Origin of the sequence: Streptomyces sp. NBC_00341 (genome assembly GCF_041435055.1) — a bacterium.
In the GTDB taxonomy this organism is placed as follows: domain Bacteria; phylum Actinomycetota; class Actinomycetes; order Streptomycetales; family Streptomycetaceae; genus Streptomyces.
On the sequence record NZ_CP108002.1, the window covers coordinates 7,140,435 to 7,155,374 of the forward strand.

Here is a 14,940-nt window from a genome sequence, read left to right on the forward strand (position 1 = left end):
CACGCCCTAACCGGTCCGGCCCGCACCGCTCCCCGCCCCCGGCAGCACCGTGCCCGCCGCCGCGGCCAGTGTCACGGCAAGCGCCAGCACCCCGTACCGGACCGGCGGGAGGTAGGGCAGCGAGCCCGTGGCGGTCAGGGAGAACGCGAGCAGGGGGATCGCCGCGACCGCGGTCCCGATGGCCAGGCCTGCCACCGTGACCAGGGCCGTCTCCAGGACCCGCATCCGCAGCAGCTGGCCGCGTCCCGCGCCGACCAGCCGGAGCAGACGGAACTCCGGGCGGCGTCCGACCGTGATCAGGGTCAGTGTGCTGACCACCGCCAGCAGCGCGAAGCCGCCGATCACGCCGACACCGATGACGGTCAGGGCGTCGTCCTGGTCAGAGGAAGAAGGGCTGATCCGTACGTCGTCCGCCGTCGCCGGGCGGACATCGAGCCCCGGGTACGGTGCCAGCGCGCGCCGTACTGCCGAAACGGCGTCCCCGTCCCCGTCCTTCGAGCGCACCAGGACCTGCCGGTCGCGCGGCGCCGAGACGTGCGCGGCAAGGGCCTCGCGCGGGAGCATGAACTCGCCCAGGCCCAGCGAGCGTTCGTAGACCGCCACCACCCGGAGCCGGACCCGCGCACCGTCGCCCAGGCGCAGCCGCACCGTGTCACCGACGCCCGCGCCGAGTTCGTCGGCCCGGTCCCGGCCGACCGCGACCGTGCCCCGGCCGGTGAGGCGGGCCGGATCGCCCGCCGTGACCCGGGCGTCGAGGGTGCCGGACAGCTGGTCCGCCGTGACACCGAGGACCGGGTAGCGGTCCAGCTTCGGATCGCCGGTCTCGCGGTGGGCGAGGACCACGGACGACCGGAGCAGGCCCGTGGCGGCGGACACTTCGGGGGCCCCGCGCACCGCGTCGGCCACCTCGGACGGGATGCCGGCGGCGGGCCCCGTCACCACCAGGTCCGCCCGCAGGGCGTCCGAGGCCTGGCGGTCGGCGGCCCGCTCCAGCGTGCTGCCCGCCGCCAGCTGCACGCAGACGAACGCCACGACCAGCACCACCGGGGTGAGCGCCGCCCCCAGCCGCCGGTGGTGTGCGGCGGCGGAGCGGGCGGCCAGGAATCCGGCGACCCCGCCCGCCCGCCGGAGCGGCGCGCCGAGGACGCGCATCGAGATCCGCGCGATCCACGGGCCGAGCAGCGCCACCGCGATGATCAGCGAGGTCGCGGCGGCCGACGCGGCGAGCGCCGCCGCCTGCCCGCCCTGCGCGGTCGCCGCACCGGCCGAACCGAGCCCCGCGACCACCAGCAGCACCCCGGCGACGGTACGCGGCCGCCCCGGCTCGTCCGGCTCCGGCGCCCGCGCCGCACCCAGGGCCACCGCGGGCCGCAGCCGGGTGATGGAGCGGGCCGCCAGCAGCGCCACCGGCCGGGCCACGAGCGCGACGATCAGCGCGCCCACCACGCCCGCCGCGAGCGGCAGCCACACCGGGACCGGCAGCGGCAGCGGGTCCGTGGTCAGCAGCGACCGCATCAGCAGCCCCAGCGGTACGGAGAGGACCGCGCCCAGCAGCGCGGCGGCGCCCGCCACCCGGCCGGCCTCGCGGCCGACGGCGGAGCGGAGCTGCCGGGGAGTCGCCCCGACCGCCCGGAGCAGCGCCAGTTCACCGGACCGCTGGTGGACGGCCTGGGAGAGCGTGGTGGCGATCACGAGCAGGGCGACCATGACGACGGTCGCGGCGATCGACGCGAGCATCGTCAGCAGATCACCCCGTGCGCCGAGCGCGTCGAGCTGCTCGGCCTCGCCGCGTCCGGCACCCGTCAGTACGCGTGGACCGCGTTCGCCACCGCCGCGCCCGGCCACGGCGTCGCCCAGTGACGCCCGCAGCGCGGCCTCGGAGACGCCCCGCTCGGCCAGCACGCCGATCGCGTCCACCGTCCCGGGGTGCCCGGCCAGCCGGGTGAGCCGTGCCTCGGTGAAGAAGACGGCGGGCGCGCCGCCCCGGTGACCGGTGCCGGCCACCCCGCTGACCGTGTACCGCCGGGCCGCCCCGTCGACCTGAAGCGTCACCCGGCCCCCGGGCCCGCCGCTCTCGGCCGCGAGCGCGGAGTCCACGACCACCTCGGACGCGGACCTCGGCGCGCGGCCCCCGGTCAGCTCGTACCGGGTCAGCGCGGCGGCCGGCCAGGAGCGCCCCACGGCCGATGTCCCGTGCCCCGCCACCACCGGGACCGAGTCGTCCGCGACCGCCCGCGCCACGCCCTCGGCCGCTGCCGCCCGCGCCACCGACGCGCGGTCCAGCCGCACCCGTTCCGGCAGGTGGGCGGTGGCCGTCCGCGGCTCGCTGCCCCACGGCTTCGCCGTGTACGTGACCCGCTGGTCGGCCACCACGACCGCGTCGGCCCCTGCGTACCGTTCCACCGGAGGGCCCGCCAGCAGCAGTGAGCCGAGCACCAGCGCGAACGCCCCGAGCAGTGCCGTGGTGGCCGCCGTCGCCGCGAACACCGCGGCCCAGGCTCGCCGATGGGTGTCCAGCGAGCGCCGGGCCAGGAACGCCGAGGCCCGCCGCATTCCGGCCCGTACGTCCGCGCCCGCAACCGCCCCGTCCCCGGTGCGGGGCTTCCTGTCACGTGTCTTCGTCCCACTCATCGCAGTCGGCCGCCGTCCATCGTCAGCACCGTGTCGGCCCAGCCCGCCGCCACCGGATCATGGGTGACCATCACGACCGTGCGGCCGTCGCGCCGTACCGCGTCCCGCAGCAGCCCCAGCACCAGTTCCGCCGACTCCGGGTCCAGGGACGCGGTCGGCTCGTCCGCGAACACCACCTGGGGTTCGGTCACCAACGCCCGCGCCACCGCGACCCGTTGCTGCTCACCGCCCGACAGGGCCGTCGGCCGGCCACCGCCGCGCCCGGAGAGCCCGACCCGGTCCAGCAATCGCCGTCCGCGCTCCAGCACCCCGGTGGCCCCGGGGTGCGCACCAGCCAGTACCAGCGGCAGCACGACGTTCTCCTCGATGCTGAGCGAGGGCACCAGGTTCAGGGCGTGCGACTGGAAGACGAAGCCGATCCGGTCCCGCCGCAGCCGGGTCAGCGCCGCCTCGGAGAGCCCGCCGAGATCGGTCCGGCCGATCCGTACCGTCCCCGACGACGGCCGGTCCAGGCCGGCCGCGCACTGGAGGAACGTGCTCTTGCCCGATCCGGAGGGGCCGACCACGGCGGTGAAGCTCCCGGCCGGGACCGTGCAGCTCACATCGTCCAGGGCGACGACCTCCCGGCCGCTGCCGCGCCGCCCGTGGCGCCGGCTCACCGACTCCAGCTCCAGCGCCGCCGTGCGCACCGCCGTGAACGTGTCCACCGTGGGTCCCCTCGTTTCTGCCGGACATCCGTCCTGACCTGCGTAAACGCTAGGAGCCGGGGGCTTGCGGGGACCAGGGCGCGGGCTCCCGGACGATGGTGCAGCCAGCTCCACCACGGACCGTGGTGGGCACCCCACTCCGGTGGCGGACCCGTCCCCGTAACGTGGTGCGGCATGAACAGTACGCCCACTCCGCTGACGGCCGCCGTCCGGCGTTCATGGCATGCCTCCCAGTACCTCCTCCTCGGCATCCCGATCGCGCTGCTCGCCTATGTCAGCGCGTTCCTGGTGGTGGCGGTCCTGTTGTTCGGCGTCGTGATCATCGGACTGCCCGCCCTGCCGGAGGCGGCCAAAGTGCTGCACAGGTTCGCGGAGTCCGAGCGGCGCAGGGCCGCCGCGTACCTCGGTGTGCCGTTCCGTCCGACGCGCTATCTGCCGCTGGACCGGGGCGAACTCTCCGAGCGGGTCAGGCGGGTGCTCACCGACCCGACGAACCGGCGCGAGGTCCTCTGGCTGCCGGCCCAGGCCCTCATCGGCAACGGGCTCGGCTACCTCACGATGGTGCTGTGGCCGGTGGGGATGCTGGTGGACGGGATCGGGCTCTCCGTCGTACACCTGCTGGACCGGCGCACCACCGACGAGTACGGCACACCGCCGCCCGTGCGGCGCGGCTGGGTGCTGCGCTGGCACCCCGTACTGGCGGACCTCGCCGCGAGCTGGACCCGGTCCCTGCTCACGGCCTCGCCGTCCGCCGAGCGCATCGACCAGCTGACCGAGAGCAGGGCCGGGGCGGTCGAGGCGCACGGCGCCGAACTCCGCCGCATCGAACGGGATCTGCACGACGGCGCCCAGGCCAGGATCGTCGCCCTGTCGATGCGGGTCGGCCTGGCCAAACAGCTCCTGGACCGGGACCCGGCCGCCGCCCGCCTGCGCCTGGAGGAGGCCCAGGACGGCGCCGACGCGGCGCTGGCCGAGCTGCGGCACGTCGTGCGCGGCATCCATCCGCCGGTGCTGACGGACCGTGGACTGGGCGGCGCCGTAAGGGCGTTGGCGGCCGGGGCGGGTATCCCCGTGACGGTCGAACTGGACGGGGTCGAGGACGGACGGCGGCTCCCCGCCGCGATCGAGGCCGCCGCCTACTTCGTGGTGGCGGAGGCGCTCACCAACATCAGCAAGCACAGCGGCGCGACGGCCGCGCGCGTACGGATCGACCGGGCCCCCGGCGTACTGCTCGTATCCATCGGGGACGATGGGTGCGGCGGCGCGGATGAAGGCGCCGGCAGCGGGCTGGTCGGGATCAGGCGGCGGATCGCCGCTCTGGACGGCACCACCCGCATCAGCAGCCCCATCGGAGGGCCGACCGACATCGAAGTGGAGCTGCCGTGCGGATCGTGATCGCGGAGGACAACGCCCTGTTGCGGGAGGGCCTGATCCTGCTGCTCACCAGCTCGGGCCACGAGGTGGTGGCCGATGTCGCGGCCGGGCCCGAGGTGCTGCCCGCCCTGCTGGCGCACCGCCCGGACGCCGCCGTGCTCGATGTCCGGCTGCCGCCCACCTTCCGCGACGAGGGGCTGCGCGCCGCCGTGGCCGCCCGCAGGGAACTCCCCGGCCTGCCGATCCTGGTCCTCTCGCAGTACGTCGAGGAGACCTACGCCGCCGAGCTGCTCGCCCAGGGGGCCCAGGGCATCGGCTACCTGCTCAAGGACCGGGTGGGCCGGGTCGACCAGTTCCTCCAGGCCCTCGACCGGGTGGTGGACGGCGGCACCGCGCTCGATCCGGAGGTGGTGAGCCAGCTGATGACCCGCAAGGCGTCCGCGAAACCGCTGCTGAGCCTCACGCCCCGCGAGCGGGAGGTCCTGGAACTGATGGCCCAGGGCAAGGCGAACGGCACCATCGCCGCCGAACTCGTCGTCACGGAGCGGGCGGTGAGCAAGCACATCGGCTCGATCTTCGCCAAGCTCGGCCTCGAACCGGACGACGGAACGGTCCACCGCCGCGTCCTCGCCGTGCTCGCCTACCTGGAGGGCAACGGGCCGCGCTGAGCGGCCTCCGGCGCGTCACGCGGGCTGGAGCAGATCCCAGCGGTTGCCGTACAGGTCCTCGAAGACCGCGACCGAACCGTAGGCCTCGTGCCGGGGCTCCTCCAGGAAGCGGACCCCGGCCGCCAGCATGCGTGCGTGGTCGGCCGCGAAGTCCTCCGTGTGCAGGAAGAAGCCGACGCGGCCACCCGTCTGCGCCCCGACGCTCGCTCCCTGCTCCGTGTTCTTGGCGCGGGCCAGCAGCAGCCCCGTGCCCTGTGTGCCACGCGGACGCACCACCACCCAGCGGGAGCCGTCGCCCCGGTCTGTGTCCTCCACCAGCTCGAAGCCGAGGGCGTCGGTGTAGAAGGCGAGTGCCTCGTCGTAGTCGCGGACGACCAGGGTGACCAGGGCGATGTGGGACATGGGATTCCTCGGATTCCTCGCGGGACGGAAGGGAGGCCGCCGGGCCCGTAGCGGGACAATATCCGTCATGGAGACCAGTGACCTCACCGGGCTGACGGCCCGCGCGCGTCGGCTCGCCCTGACCGGGAAGCGCCGTGTTCTCGGCCTGGCGGGCCCGCCGGGAGCCGGCAAGTCCACCCTGGCCGCGCAGCTGGCCGACACCCTCGGGCCGCTCGCCGCGCTCGTGCCCATGGACGGTTTCCACCTCGCCCGGGCCGAACTGGAACGGCTCGGCCGGGCGGACCGCAAGGGCGCGCCCGACACCTTCGACGCCGCCGGGTACGCCGCCCTGCTCCGCCGGCTGCGGGCACCGGAACCGGGCACCGTCGTGTACGCCCCGGCCTTCGACTGGGCCCTTGAGGAACCGGTCGCCGGGTCCGTCCCGGTCGGCCCGGACATCTCCCTCGTCATCACCGAGGGGAACTACCTGCTGCACACGGAGGGCGGCTGGGCGCCGGTGCGCGGGCTGCTCGACGAGGCGTGGTACCTGGAGCTCGACCAGGACGTACGGGTCCGCCGACTGGTCGACCGGCATGTGCGGTTCGGGAAGCCGCGCCCGCACGCGGAACGCTGGGTCGCCGGATCCGACGAGGCGAACGCCCGGCTCGTCGCCCGGGGACGGGACCGGGCCGACCTCGTCGTGCGGCTCGGGGCGGAGTCCGGCCGGCTCCGGAACGAGTGAGGAACCGCACCGGCAACGCCCCTGACCGCTCGCGCGGGCGCCCCGCACCCGGCAGGATGCGGGGAGCCGTTCCGTGCCCCAGGAGGTCCCGCATGCCCAGCCCGAACCAGCCCGCGCCGTTCACCGCCGACGACTACCGGGCCCGGATGGCACGGGCCGCCGAGAGCGCGGCCGCCGCCGGTCTCGCCGGCGTCCTGGTCGCACCCGGACCCGACATGGTCCACCTGACGGGATACCGGCCCACCGCGGACACCGAACGCCTCACCCTCCTCGTCCTCGCGGCCGGGCAGGACCCCGTCCTGGTCGTACCGACACTGGAGGCGCCGGACGCGGAGAAGTGCGCCGGCGCACCCGCCCTCACCCTGCGGGACTGGACGGACGGCAAGGACCCGTACGCCGTGACGGCGCCGCTGCTCGACGCCAAGGGGCGGTTCGGGATCAGCGACAACGCCTGGGCGATGCACCTGCTCGGCCTCCAGCAACTGCTGCCCGGCACCTCGTACGCCTCCCTCACCGAGGCGCTGCCGATGCTGCGCGCCGTGAAGGACGCCGCGGAGCTGGAGCGGATCGCCGCCGCCGGGGCCGCCGCCGACGCCACGTACGAGGAGATCCTCAAGGTCCGCTTCTCCGGGCGCAGGGAGACCGAGGTCGCCGCCGATCTGGCCCGGCTGCTCACCGAGTACGGGCACTCCCAGGTCGACTTCACCGTGGTCGGCTCCGGGCCCAACGGCGCCAACCCGCACCACGAGGCGGGGGATCGCACCATCGAGCGCGGCGACATGGTCGTGCTCGACTTCGGCGGCCTCAAGCACGGCTACGGCTCCGACACCTCCCGTACGGTCCACGTCGGTGAACCCACCGTGCAGGAGCAGCGGGTCCACGACATCGTGCGGGAGGCGCAGGAGGCCGGCTGCAACGCGGTCCGGCCCGGCGCCGCCTGCCAGGACATCGACCGGGCCGCCCGCGCCGTCATCACCGAGTTCGGCTACGGCGACCGCTTCATCCACCGCACGGGCCACGGCATCGGCGTCACCACGCACGAGCCCCCGTACATGATCGAGGGCGAGGAGCAGCAGCTCGTCCCCGGCATGTGCTTCTCCGTGGAGCCCGGCGTCTATCTGCCGGGCCGCTTCGGTGTCCGGATCGAGGACATCGTGACGGTCACGCAGGACGGCGGCCGCCGCCTCAACGCCACCGCCCGCGAACTGGCGATCGTCGAGTAGCGGTCACCGGGCCCCGGCAGGTCAGCCCTGCGGCTCGCGGTCGCGGAACCGGTGCAGCACGTCGTACGGGTACGGCAGCGGACGGGCACTCGCCTCGTCCAGCCGTACCGTCTGTTCCGGCGTCAGTTCCCAGCCCACCGCGCCCAGGTTGTCGGCGAGCTGCTCGACGGTCCGCACCCCGATGATGGGCGCGGCCACGGCGGGCCGGCCGAGCAGCCAGCGCAGGGACACCTGCGCCGGGGTGCGCCCGGTCTCCTCCGCGACGGCGACGACGGCCTCGACGACCCGCCAGGTCTCCTCGTTGTCCCGCTCCCGCCAGGCCTCGCGCCCCAGCTCCCGCTGGTAGCGGGCCTCCCGGGTGCCCGGCGCGGCCTCGCTCATGCCGCGCCGGTACTTCCCCGTCAGCCAGCCGCCCTGGAGCGGGCTCCACGGGATGATGCCGACGCCCTCCGCCTCGCTCACCGGCGCCAGCTCCCACTCCACCTCGCGCGCGAGGAGGTTGTAGAGCGGCTGGAGGCTGATGTAGCGCTCCCAGCCGTTGCGGGCGGCCAGGTCCTGGGCGCGCTGGAGCTGCGAGGCGGAGACGTTGCTCGCGCCGAGGTAGCGCACCTTCCCCGACCTCACCAGGGTGTCGAGCGTGGACAGGGTCTCCTCGACCGGTGTCGTCGCGTCCCACACGTGCGTCTGGTAGAGGTCGATGTGGTCCGTGCCGAGCCGCCGCAGGCTCGCCTCGACCGCGGAGAGGATGTGCTTGCGGCTGAGCCCGCCCGCGTTCGGCGCCTCGCCCATCGTGCCGAACACCTTGGTGGCGACGACCAGGTCGTCACGGCGCCGGCTCTTCAGCCAGCGGCCCACGATCTCCTCCGAGACGCCCTGCTGGTACACGTCGGCGGTGTCGATGAAGGTGCCGCCGGCCTCGGTGAAGGCATCGAGCACCCGGTGCGCGCCCGCTTCGTCGGTGTCCTGGCCGAAGGTCATGGTGCCCAGGCAGAGTTCGCTGACACGCAGCCCGGACCGGCCGAGAAATCGCTGCTTCATAAGGAGATCCTCCCGTTGGTTTCCGGCAGGCTATGAGTTGAAGTGCGCTTCAGGGCAAGCGGGTTACGGGGCGCGGACCGCCTCGCGCTCAGCCGTCGGCCAGCACCACGCAGGACTGGGCCGGGAGGTGCAGCACGCCGTCCTCGCCGGGCGCCCCGACCGGCTGCCAGGCGGCCAGCACCCTGCCTGCGCCGCTGCGGTGCCGGCCGCCGCCGAGCGGGATCGCGGCGGGCTTCTCGTCCAGGTTGACCGCGATCCGCAGATCGCCCCTGCGGAAGGCGAACCAGCGGGCCCCGTCGTCGTACGCCGGTTTCACCGTCGCCAGATCCGGGTCACGGAGGTCGGGCATGGCGCGGCGCAGCGCGATCAGCTCGCGGTACCAGGCGTGCAGCCGGGCGTGCGGTTCCCGGCCCGGTTCGTCCCAGTCCAGGCAGGAGCGGTCCCGGGTGGCCGGGTCCTGCGGGTCCGGGATGTCCTCCTCCGCCCAGCCGTGCGCGCCGAACTCCCGCCGTCTGCCGCTGCGCACCGCCTCGGCCAGCTCCGGGTCCGTGTGGTCGGTGAAGAACTGCCAGGGGGTACGGGCGCCCCACTCCTCGCCCATGAAGAGCATCGGCGTGAACGGGCCGGTGAGCACGAGCGCCGCCGCGCAGGCGAGCAGTCCGGGGGAGAGGGAGGCGGCGAGCCGGTCCCCGAGCGCCCGGTTGCCGATCTGGTCGTGGGTCTGGGCGTAGCCGACGAAGCGGTGGGCGGCGGTGCGGGTGACGTCGACGGGGCGGCCGTGCGTACGGCCTCTGAAACCGGAGTACGTGCCGTTGTGGAAGAAGGCGCTCGACACGGTCTTCGCCAGCGCGGCCAGCGGGGCCACGGCGAAGTCCGCGTAGTAGCCCTGGGCCTCGCCGGTGAGGGCGGTGTGCAGACAGTGGTGGAAGTCGTCGTTCCACTGCGCGTGCAGTCCGGTGCCGCCCGCCCCCCGGGGCGTCGTCGTGCGCGGGTCGCAGAGGTCGGACTCCGCGATCAGCGAGAGCGGGCGGCCCAGTTCGGCGCAGAGCGCGTCGGTCGCCGCCGACAGCTCCTCCAGGAACGTCAGCGCCCGGGTGTCGGCCAGCGCGTGGACCGCGTCGAGCCGCAGGCCGTCCAGCCGGTAGTCGCGCAGCCAGGCGAGCGCGCTGCCCAGCAGGAACGCCCGCACCTCGTCCGAGCCGGGGGCGTCCAGATTGACCGCCGCGCCCCACGGGGTGTGGTGCGTCTCGGTGAAGTACGGGCCGAAGGCGGGGAGATAGTTGCCGGAGGGGCCCAGGTGGTTGTGGACCACGTCCAGGACCACGGCGAGGCCAAGGCCGTGCGCCGTGTCGACAAAGCGCTTCAGCCCCTCGGGGCCGCCGTACGGCTCGTGCACCGCCCACAGCGACACCCCCTCGTACCCCCAGCCGTGGACACCCGGGAAGGGGCAGACCGGCATCAGGGACACATGGGTGATGCCCAGCTCTGCCAGATGCCCGAGCCGCTCGGCCGCCGCGTCGAAGGTGCCCTCGGCCGTGTACGTGCCGACGTGCAGCTCGTACAGGACGGCGCCCGGCAGCCCGCGCCCGGCCCAGTCGGAGCGCCATGCGTACGCGGAGTGGTCGACGACCGCGCTCTCGCCGTCCGGCCCGTCCGGCTGGCGGCGCGAGCGGGGGTCGGGGCGCACCGGCCCGCCGTCGAGGACGAAGCCGTAGCGGTCGCCGTCACCGGCCTCCGCCGCCGCCGTCCACCAGCCCGCCCGTACGGGATCGCGCTCCATGGACCGCAGCTCACCGGCCAGCCACAGAGCGGCCGACTCCGCATCCGGTGCCCATACGTCGAACAGCATGCGACGCTCCTCGTCTCCTCGTTCCGGCCCATGGTCGGCAGAAGCCGCGATCACCGACCAACGACACTGGATCGAGCCCGTTACTGGCGATTAAGGTCTGGTTCTGATCACTGCCCTGCCGACTTCTGCCATACGCACTCCCTCTTGGACCGCCCCCGATTGCCGGTGGTCTTACCAACGGCTGTGGAGGCCGAGATGACCGTTCCGACGTTCCCGCCCGGTTTCCTCTGGGGAGCCTCCGCCTCCGCGTTCCAGACCGAGGGGGCCGCGGACACCGACGGCAAGGGACCCTCCGGCTGGGACGCCTTCGCCGCGCAGCCCGGACGGATCAAGGACGGCGCCGACACCACCCGGGGCACCGGCTTCCACCGGCACTACCGCGAAGACGTCGCCCTGCTGGCCGGTCTCGGCGCCGACGCCTTCCGCTTCTCGGTGAGCTGGCCGCGCGTCGTACCCGGCGGCAGCGGGCCGGTCAACCCCCAGGGACTCGACTTCTACGACCGCCTCGTCGACGAACTCTGCGCACACGGGATCACCCCGGCCCCCACCCTCTACCACTGGGACACCCCGCTCCCGCTGGACGAGGCGGGCGGCTGGCTCAACCGGGACACGGCCCACCGCTTCGCCGAGTACGCCGGCGTCGTCGCCGAACGCCTCGCGGACCGCGTGCCCATGTGGATCACCATCAACGAACCCGCCGAAGTGACCCTGCTCGGCTACGCGCTCGGCGAGCACGCCCCCGGCCGCACCCTCCTCTTCGACGCCCTGCCCGCCGCCCACCACCAGCTCCTCGCCCACGGCCTGGCCGTCGGCGCCCTGCGGGCCGCGGGCGCCGGGAACATCGGCATCGCCGTCTCGCACTCCCCGGTCTGGACCGCGGGCGAGAGCGAGGAGGACCGCTTCGCCGCCGGTCTGTACGACACCCTCACCAACCGGCTGTTCTCCGACCCGCTCCTCACCGGCCGCTACCCCGACGAGAACTTCGCCGCGCTGATGCCCGGCCCGGTCGAGGACGACCTGCGGACCATCTCCACCCCGCTCGACTGGTACGGGGTCAACTACTACAACCCCACGCTCGTCGGCGCTCCCGCTCCCGCCGCCCTCGACACCTTCGCCGGATTCGGAATGCCGGCCGAACTGCCCTTCGGGATACGGCAGATCGAGGGATACGAGACGACCGACTTCGGCTGGCCCGTCGTCCCCGACGGACTGCGCGACACCCTCGTCCAGCTCAACGACCGCTATGGCGACCGGCTCCCGCCGCTCTACATCACCGAGAACGGCTGCGCCATCGACGAACCGACTGAGGACACCCGCCGGATAGCCTTCCTCGACGCCCATCTCAACTCGCTGCGGTCCGCCATCGACGCGGGTGTCGACGTACGCGGCTACTTCACCTGGTCGCTCACCGACAACATCGAGTGGATCGAGGGGGCCGGAAAGCGTTTCGGTCTGGTCCACATCGACTACGAGACGCTGCGCCGCACCCCCAAGGACTCCTACGCCTGGTACCGCGACATGATCAGGGAACAGAAGCGGCAGGGCGCCGGTCCGGGCGGCCGGACCGGCGCGGACCGGGCCTGACGGCCGCCCTCAGGCGGCGGCGAAGACCCGCTCCAGGACCTGGTGGCCGGCCCGGCCCCAGGTCGGCTGGCCGCCGGGCAGACCCCGGTCCCACGCCTGGCCCACCGAGACGAGCACGAGGGCCTTCAGCACGGCCCGCCCCTGGGCCCGCCGCACGGTCGCCTCGTCCGTCCCTCCGTACGCGTCGAAGAAGTCGCCGTCCGAGCCCTGCGGCAGCAGCTTCCACGCGGCGGCGAGGTCGACGGCCGGATCACCGGCGCAGAGGTCACCGAAGTCGACGATGCCGGAGATCGCGCCGTCGGCGACGACGACGTTGGCGGGGTGCAGATCGGCGTGCAGCCAGACCGCGGGCCCGGTCCACTGCGGCGCGGCGACCGCCCGGTCCCACACCCGGCGCACGCGCGGTACGTCGACCGCCTCCGCCACCCCGGCGAGCAGGGCCTCGAAGTCGTCCGTGACCGTGGCCAGGGAGCCGCCGCGTCCCGGATCCGTGGGGGCGTCCGCCGGTGCCGGGCGGTGCAGGGCGCGCAGGAACCCCGCGAGGTTCGCCACAGAGCGGGCGGCGTCGGTGACCTCGACGCCGTCCGCCGGTTCGCCCGGAACCCAGCTCACCAGGGACCACGGCCGGGGGAAGAGCGCGTCCGGCTCGTTCAGGAACCGGGGCGTCGGCACGGGCAGCGGCAGCTGCCCGGCGAGCTCCGGGAGCCACCGGAACTCCTTGCGCAGCAGCTCGGGAGCGCGCTCGGTCATCGGCAGCCGGACGACCAGCTCCTCCCCGAGCCGCCAGAGCTGGTTGTCCCAGCCGGAGGCGACCCGCCGGATCTCCAGACCGGCCAGCTCCGGGTAACGGTCCCCGATCAGGGTGCGGACGAAGCCCTCGTCGACGCTGTCTCGTTCCATGCGCTCCTCCAAGCGATCACGCCCAGCGTAGGACAGCCCGCCGGAGCACCCGGTCCGTCAGTCCCACACCATGTCGAACGCACGCTCGAAGTTGACGTACCCCAGCCGTGCGAAGGACTTCGCCATCGGTACGTTGCCGAGGTCCGTCGCGGCCCGGATCCGCTCCACCCCGGCCTGTCCGGCGAGCACCCGGGTCCCCTCGGCGAGGAGGTCGTCGATGTAGCCGTGGCCGCGCTGCGCCGGCAGCACACCGATGTACGCGATGATCGGGTTGTAGTCGTTGCGGGCCGGGATCACGAAGCCCACCGGTTCGCCGTCCGGCAGCTCCGCGACGCGCCACCACTCCCGCGGGGTGGTGTAGCGGGCCAGCTCCTCGTCGTAGTGCTTCTCCGCGGCCCGGAGCGGGGACAGGCCGGAGGCCAGGTCCTGCTGACCGTGCGCGTCGAGGGTGCCCTCCATCACGGGCGCCATCAGCGCGAGGAGGTCCTCGCGCCCGGCGACCGGGCGGAACCGCAGCCGGCCGCTGTCGGCGGGCACCGGGGTGCCCGCGCGCCACTCCAGGCGCAGCCGCTCGACCAGCATCCGGGCACCGCTGCGCTCCATGACCCGGATCCGGGCCTCGACGACATCACGGACCACCGGGTCCTCGCGCCAGTCGGCCGGGACGAACCGCCCGTACTCCGGACGCGGGCCGCCGGCGGGCAGCACCGCCGCGCTCGCCGTCTCCAGCAGCCGCAGGCCGACCTCGCCGCGCTCCGGCTCCGGCAGGGTGTCGTCGAGGTCGAAGAAGTCGAGAAGGAGCGGCGCCCTGCCGTCCTGGCTCCACCACGCGATCCGCGCCACCATCCGCTCGCCCCGCAGAGCCACCCACATCCACTCCGGCCGGCGCCGGCCGGAGTCGAGGTCGTCCGCCAGCTCGTGGTCCAGGACGTAGGGCAGCCGGCGGAAGAGATCCAGCTCCTGAGGGCCGGCGAGCGGACGGATGTTCAGTTCGAGTGGTGCAGCGGGCACAGAGTCTCCAGGAACTACGAGGGAGCGCCCCGATGGTCATCGGGGCGGCACGGCGGCAGACGGTAGCAACGTCCCGCTCCGGGCGCCCGCGATTATCCGGAAGGTGGTGCAGGAGAGCCCTGGCCGGTCCGCCCGCGCAGGTCAGGGAGCGAGGAAGGGGCGGCCGTTCTGGACACGTTGGGGCCATCGGCCCGACACTTGTCCCTGTGACGTCCTCCTTCGAGTTCCACACGTATCCCGCGCGGGTGTCCGACGCCCAGCGCGACCGTGTTCTCGGCGTGCTCAGAGAAGGCGCGGCGCAGGGAAGGCTCTCCCACGACACCTTCATGCGGCGCATGGAACTGGCCCTGACCGCGAACCGCTCGGAGGAGCTGGCCGCGCTCACCGCCGATCTGGACACCGGGGGCCGCCTGTCGCGGCAGCTGATCCGGGTCGTCAGCGGAGTCTCCGGCTTTCCCGGCCGGGTACGCAGGGCCTGGTGGGCGGAGCGGCTGCCCAAGCTGCTGCTGCCGGCGCCGAGTCCGTACCCCCTGCTCATCGGCCGGGACCCGGGCAACGGGCTGCGCCTCAGCCACGAGACCGTCTCCCGGATGCACGCCGAGCTCACCGTGCACGGCGGCCGGTGGCTGCTGCGCGACCTGGGCTCGACCAACGGCACCTGCGTCAACGGCCAGCGCGTCACGGGGACGGTCTCGGTGCGCGAGGGGGACCAGGTGAGCTTCGGCACGATGATGTTCCGGCTCTCCGCCCCCGCGCTCAGGCCGCCCGCCTAGGGCGTGTCGTCGCGCGGCAGACGGCAGTTCGACGACAGGCCCCAGGGTTGCCGGAGCAC

General features: G+C 73.9%; 13 protein-coding genes. 6 read left to right on the top strand and 7 right to left on the bottom strand.

The annotated features are described in order from the left end of the window. Nucleotides 1–6: 6 nt before the first annotated feature. The gene (locus tag OG892_RS32115) at nucleotides 7–2,631 is read right to left on the bottom strand and encodes an ABC transporter permease (RefSeq protein WP_371630895.1); all 2,625 of its coding nucleotides are present in this window, start codon (nucleotides 2,629–2,631) and stop codon (nucleotides 7–9) included. Further along, nucleotides 2,628–3,338, bottom strand: coding sequence for an ABC transporter ATP-binding protein (locus OG892_RS32120; RefSeq protein ID WP_328864922.1), 711 nt, complete (start codon nucleotides 3,336–3,338; stop codon nucleotides 2,628–2,630). Before OG892_RS32120 ends, OG892_RS32115 begins: the two co-directional genes overlap by 4 nt. 174 nt (nucleotides 3,339–3,512) lie before the next feature. Here OG892_RS32120 and OG892_RS32125 point away from each other — a divergent pair, with 174 nt between their 5' ends. Continuing rightward, nucleotides 3,513–4,733 (top strand): sensor histidine kinase, encoded by a 1,221-nt coding sequence (locus OG892_RS32125; protein ID WP_328864921.1) that lies wholly within the window; start codon nucleotides 3,513–3,515, stop codon nucleotides 4,731–4,733. Beyond that, a complete protein-coding gene (locus OG892_RS32130; protein ID WP_073734924.1) occupies nucleotides 4,721–5,380 on the top strand; it encodes a response regulator transcription factor in 660 nt (219 codons plus the stop codon). The genes OG892_RS32125 and OG892_RS32130 overlap by 13 nt, the downstream gene beginning before the upstream one ends. 15 nt (nucleotides 5,381–5,395) lie before the next feature. Here OG892_RS32130 and OG892_RS32135 read toward each other — a convergent pair whose 3' ends face one another. Then, nucleotides 5,396–5,782 (bottom strand): VOC family protein, encoded by a 387-nt coding sequence (locus OG892_RS32135; protein ID WP_371630896.1) that lies wholly within the window; start codon nucleotides 5,780–5,782, stop codon nucleotides 5,396–5,398. A 67-nt stretch (nucleotides 5,783–5,849) separates the two neighbouring features. On the opposite strand from OG892_RS32135, the gene OG892_RS32140 reads away from it, so the two are divergent. Then, a complete protein-coding gene (locus tag OG892_RS32140) occupies nucleotides 5,850–6,503 on the top strand; it encodes a nucleoside/nucleotide kinase family protein (protein WP_371630897.1) in 654 nt (217 codons plus the stop codon). Between the two features lie 92 nt (nucleotides 6,504–6,595). Next, entirely contained in the window at nucleotides 6,596–7,726 is a 1,131-nt protein-coding gene (locus OG892_RS32145) for a M24 family metallopeptidase (protein WP_371630898.1), read from the top strand. Nucleotides 7,727–7,747: 21 nt separating this feature from the next. Here the strand turns inward: OG892_RS32145 and OG892_RS32150 are convergent, their stop codons facing one another. Both OG892_RS32150 and treZ read right to left on the bottom strand, forming a co-directional pair. Next, the gene (locus OG892_RS32150) at nucleotides 7,748–8,764 is read right to left on the bottom strand and encodes an aldo/keto reductase (protein WP_328864917.1); all 1,017 of its coding nucleotides are present in this window, start codon (nucleotides 8,762–8,764) and stop codon (nucleotides 7,748–7,750) included. Between the two features lie 88 nt (nucleotides 8,765–8,852). Then, the gene (treZ, locus tag OG892_RS32155) at nucleotides 8,853–10,613 is read right to left on the bottom strand and encodes a malto-oligosyltrehalose trehalohydrolase (RefSeq protein WP_073734929.1); all 1,761 of its coding nucleotides are present in this window, start codon (nucleotides 10,611–10,613) and stop codon (nucleotides 8,853–8,855) included. 195 nt (nucleotides 10,614–10,808) lie between these two features. Here treZ and OG892_RS32160 point away from each other — a divergent pair, with 195 nt between their 5' ends. Next, nucleotides 10,809–12,197, top strand: coding sequence for a GH1 family beta-glucosidase (locus OG892_RS32160; RefSeq protein WP_371630899.1), 1,389 nt, complete (start codon nucleotides 10,809–10,811; stop codon nucleotides 12,195–12,197). A gap of 9 nt (nucleotides 12,198–12,206) precedes the next feature. Here OG892_RS32160 and OG892_RS32165 read toward each other — a convergent pair whose 3' ends face one another. Both OG892_RS32165 and OG892_RS32170 read right to left on the bottom strand, forming a co-directional pair. Then, on the bottom strand, nucleotides 12,207–13,097 hold the full coding sequence (locus OG892_RS32165) for an aminoglycoside phosphotransferase family protein (protein ID WP_073734931.1): 891 nt from the start codon (nucleotides 13,095–13,097) through the stop codon (nucleotides 12,207–12,209). Nucleotides 13,098–13,154: 57 nt separating this feature from the next. Continuing rightward, the gene (locus OG892_RS32170; protein ID WP_371630900.1) at nucleotides 13,155–14,108 is read right to left on the bottom strand and encodes a GNAT family N-acetyltransferase; all 954 of its coding nucleotides are present in this window, start codon (nucleotides 14,106–14,108) and stop codon (nucleotides 13,155–13,157) included. Nucleotides 14,109–14,314: 206 nt separating this feature from the next. Between OG892_RS32170 and OG892_RS32175 the strand changes: the two genes are divergently transcribed. After that, nucleotides 14,315–14,881 carry a DUF1707 and FHA domain-containing protein gene (locus OG892_RS32175; protein WP_073734933.1) on the top strand — a complete coding sequence of 189 codons (567 nt, stop codon included), beginning with the start codon at nucleotides 14,315–14,317 and terminating at the stop codon, nucleotides 14,879–14,881. Nucleotides 14,882–14,940 lie beyond the last annotated feature (59 nt).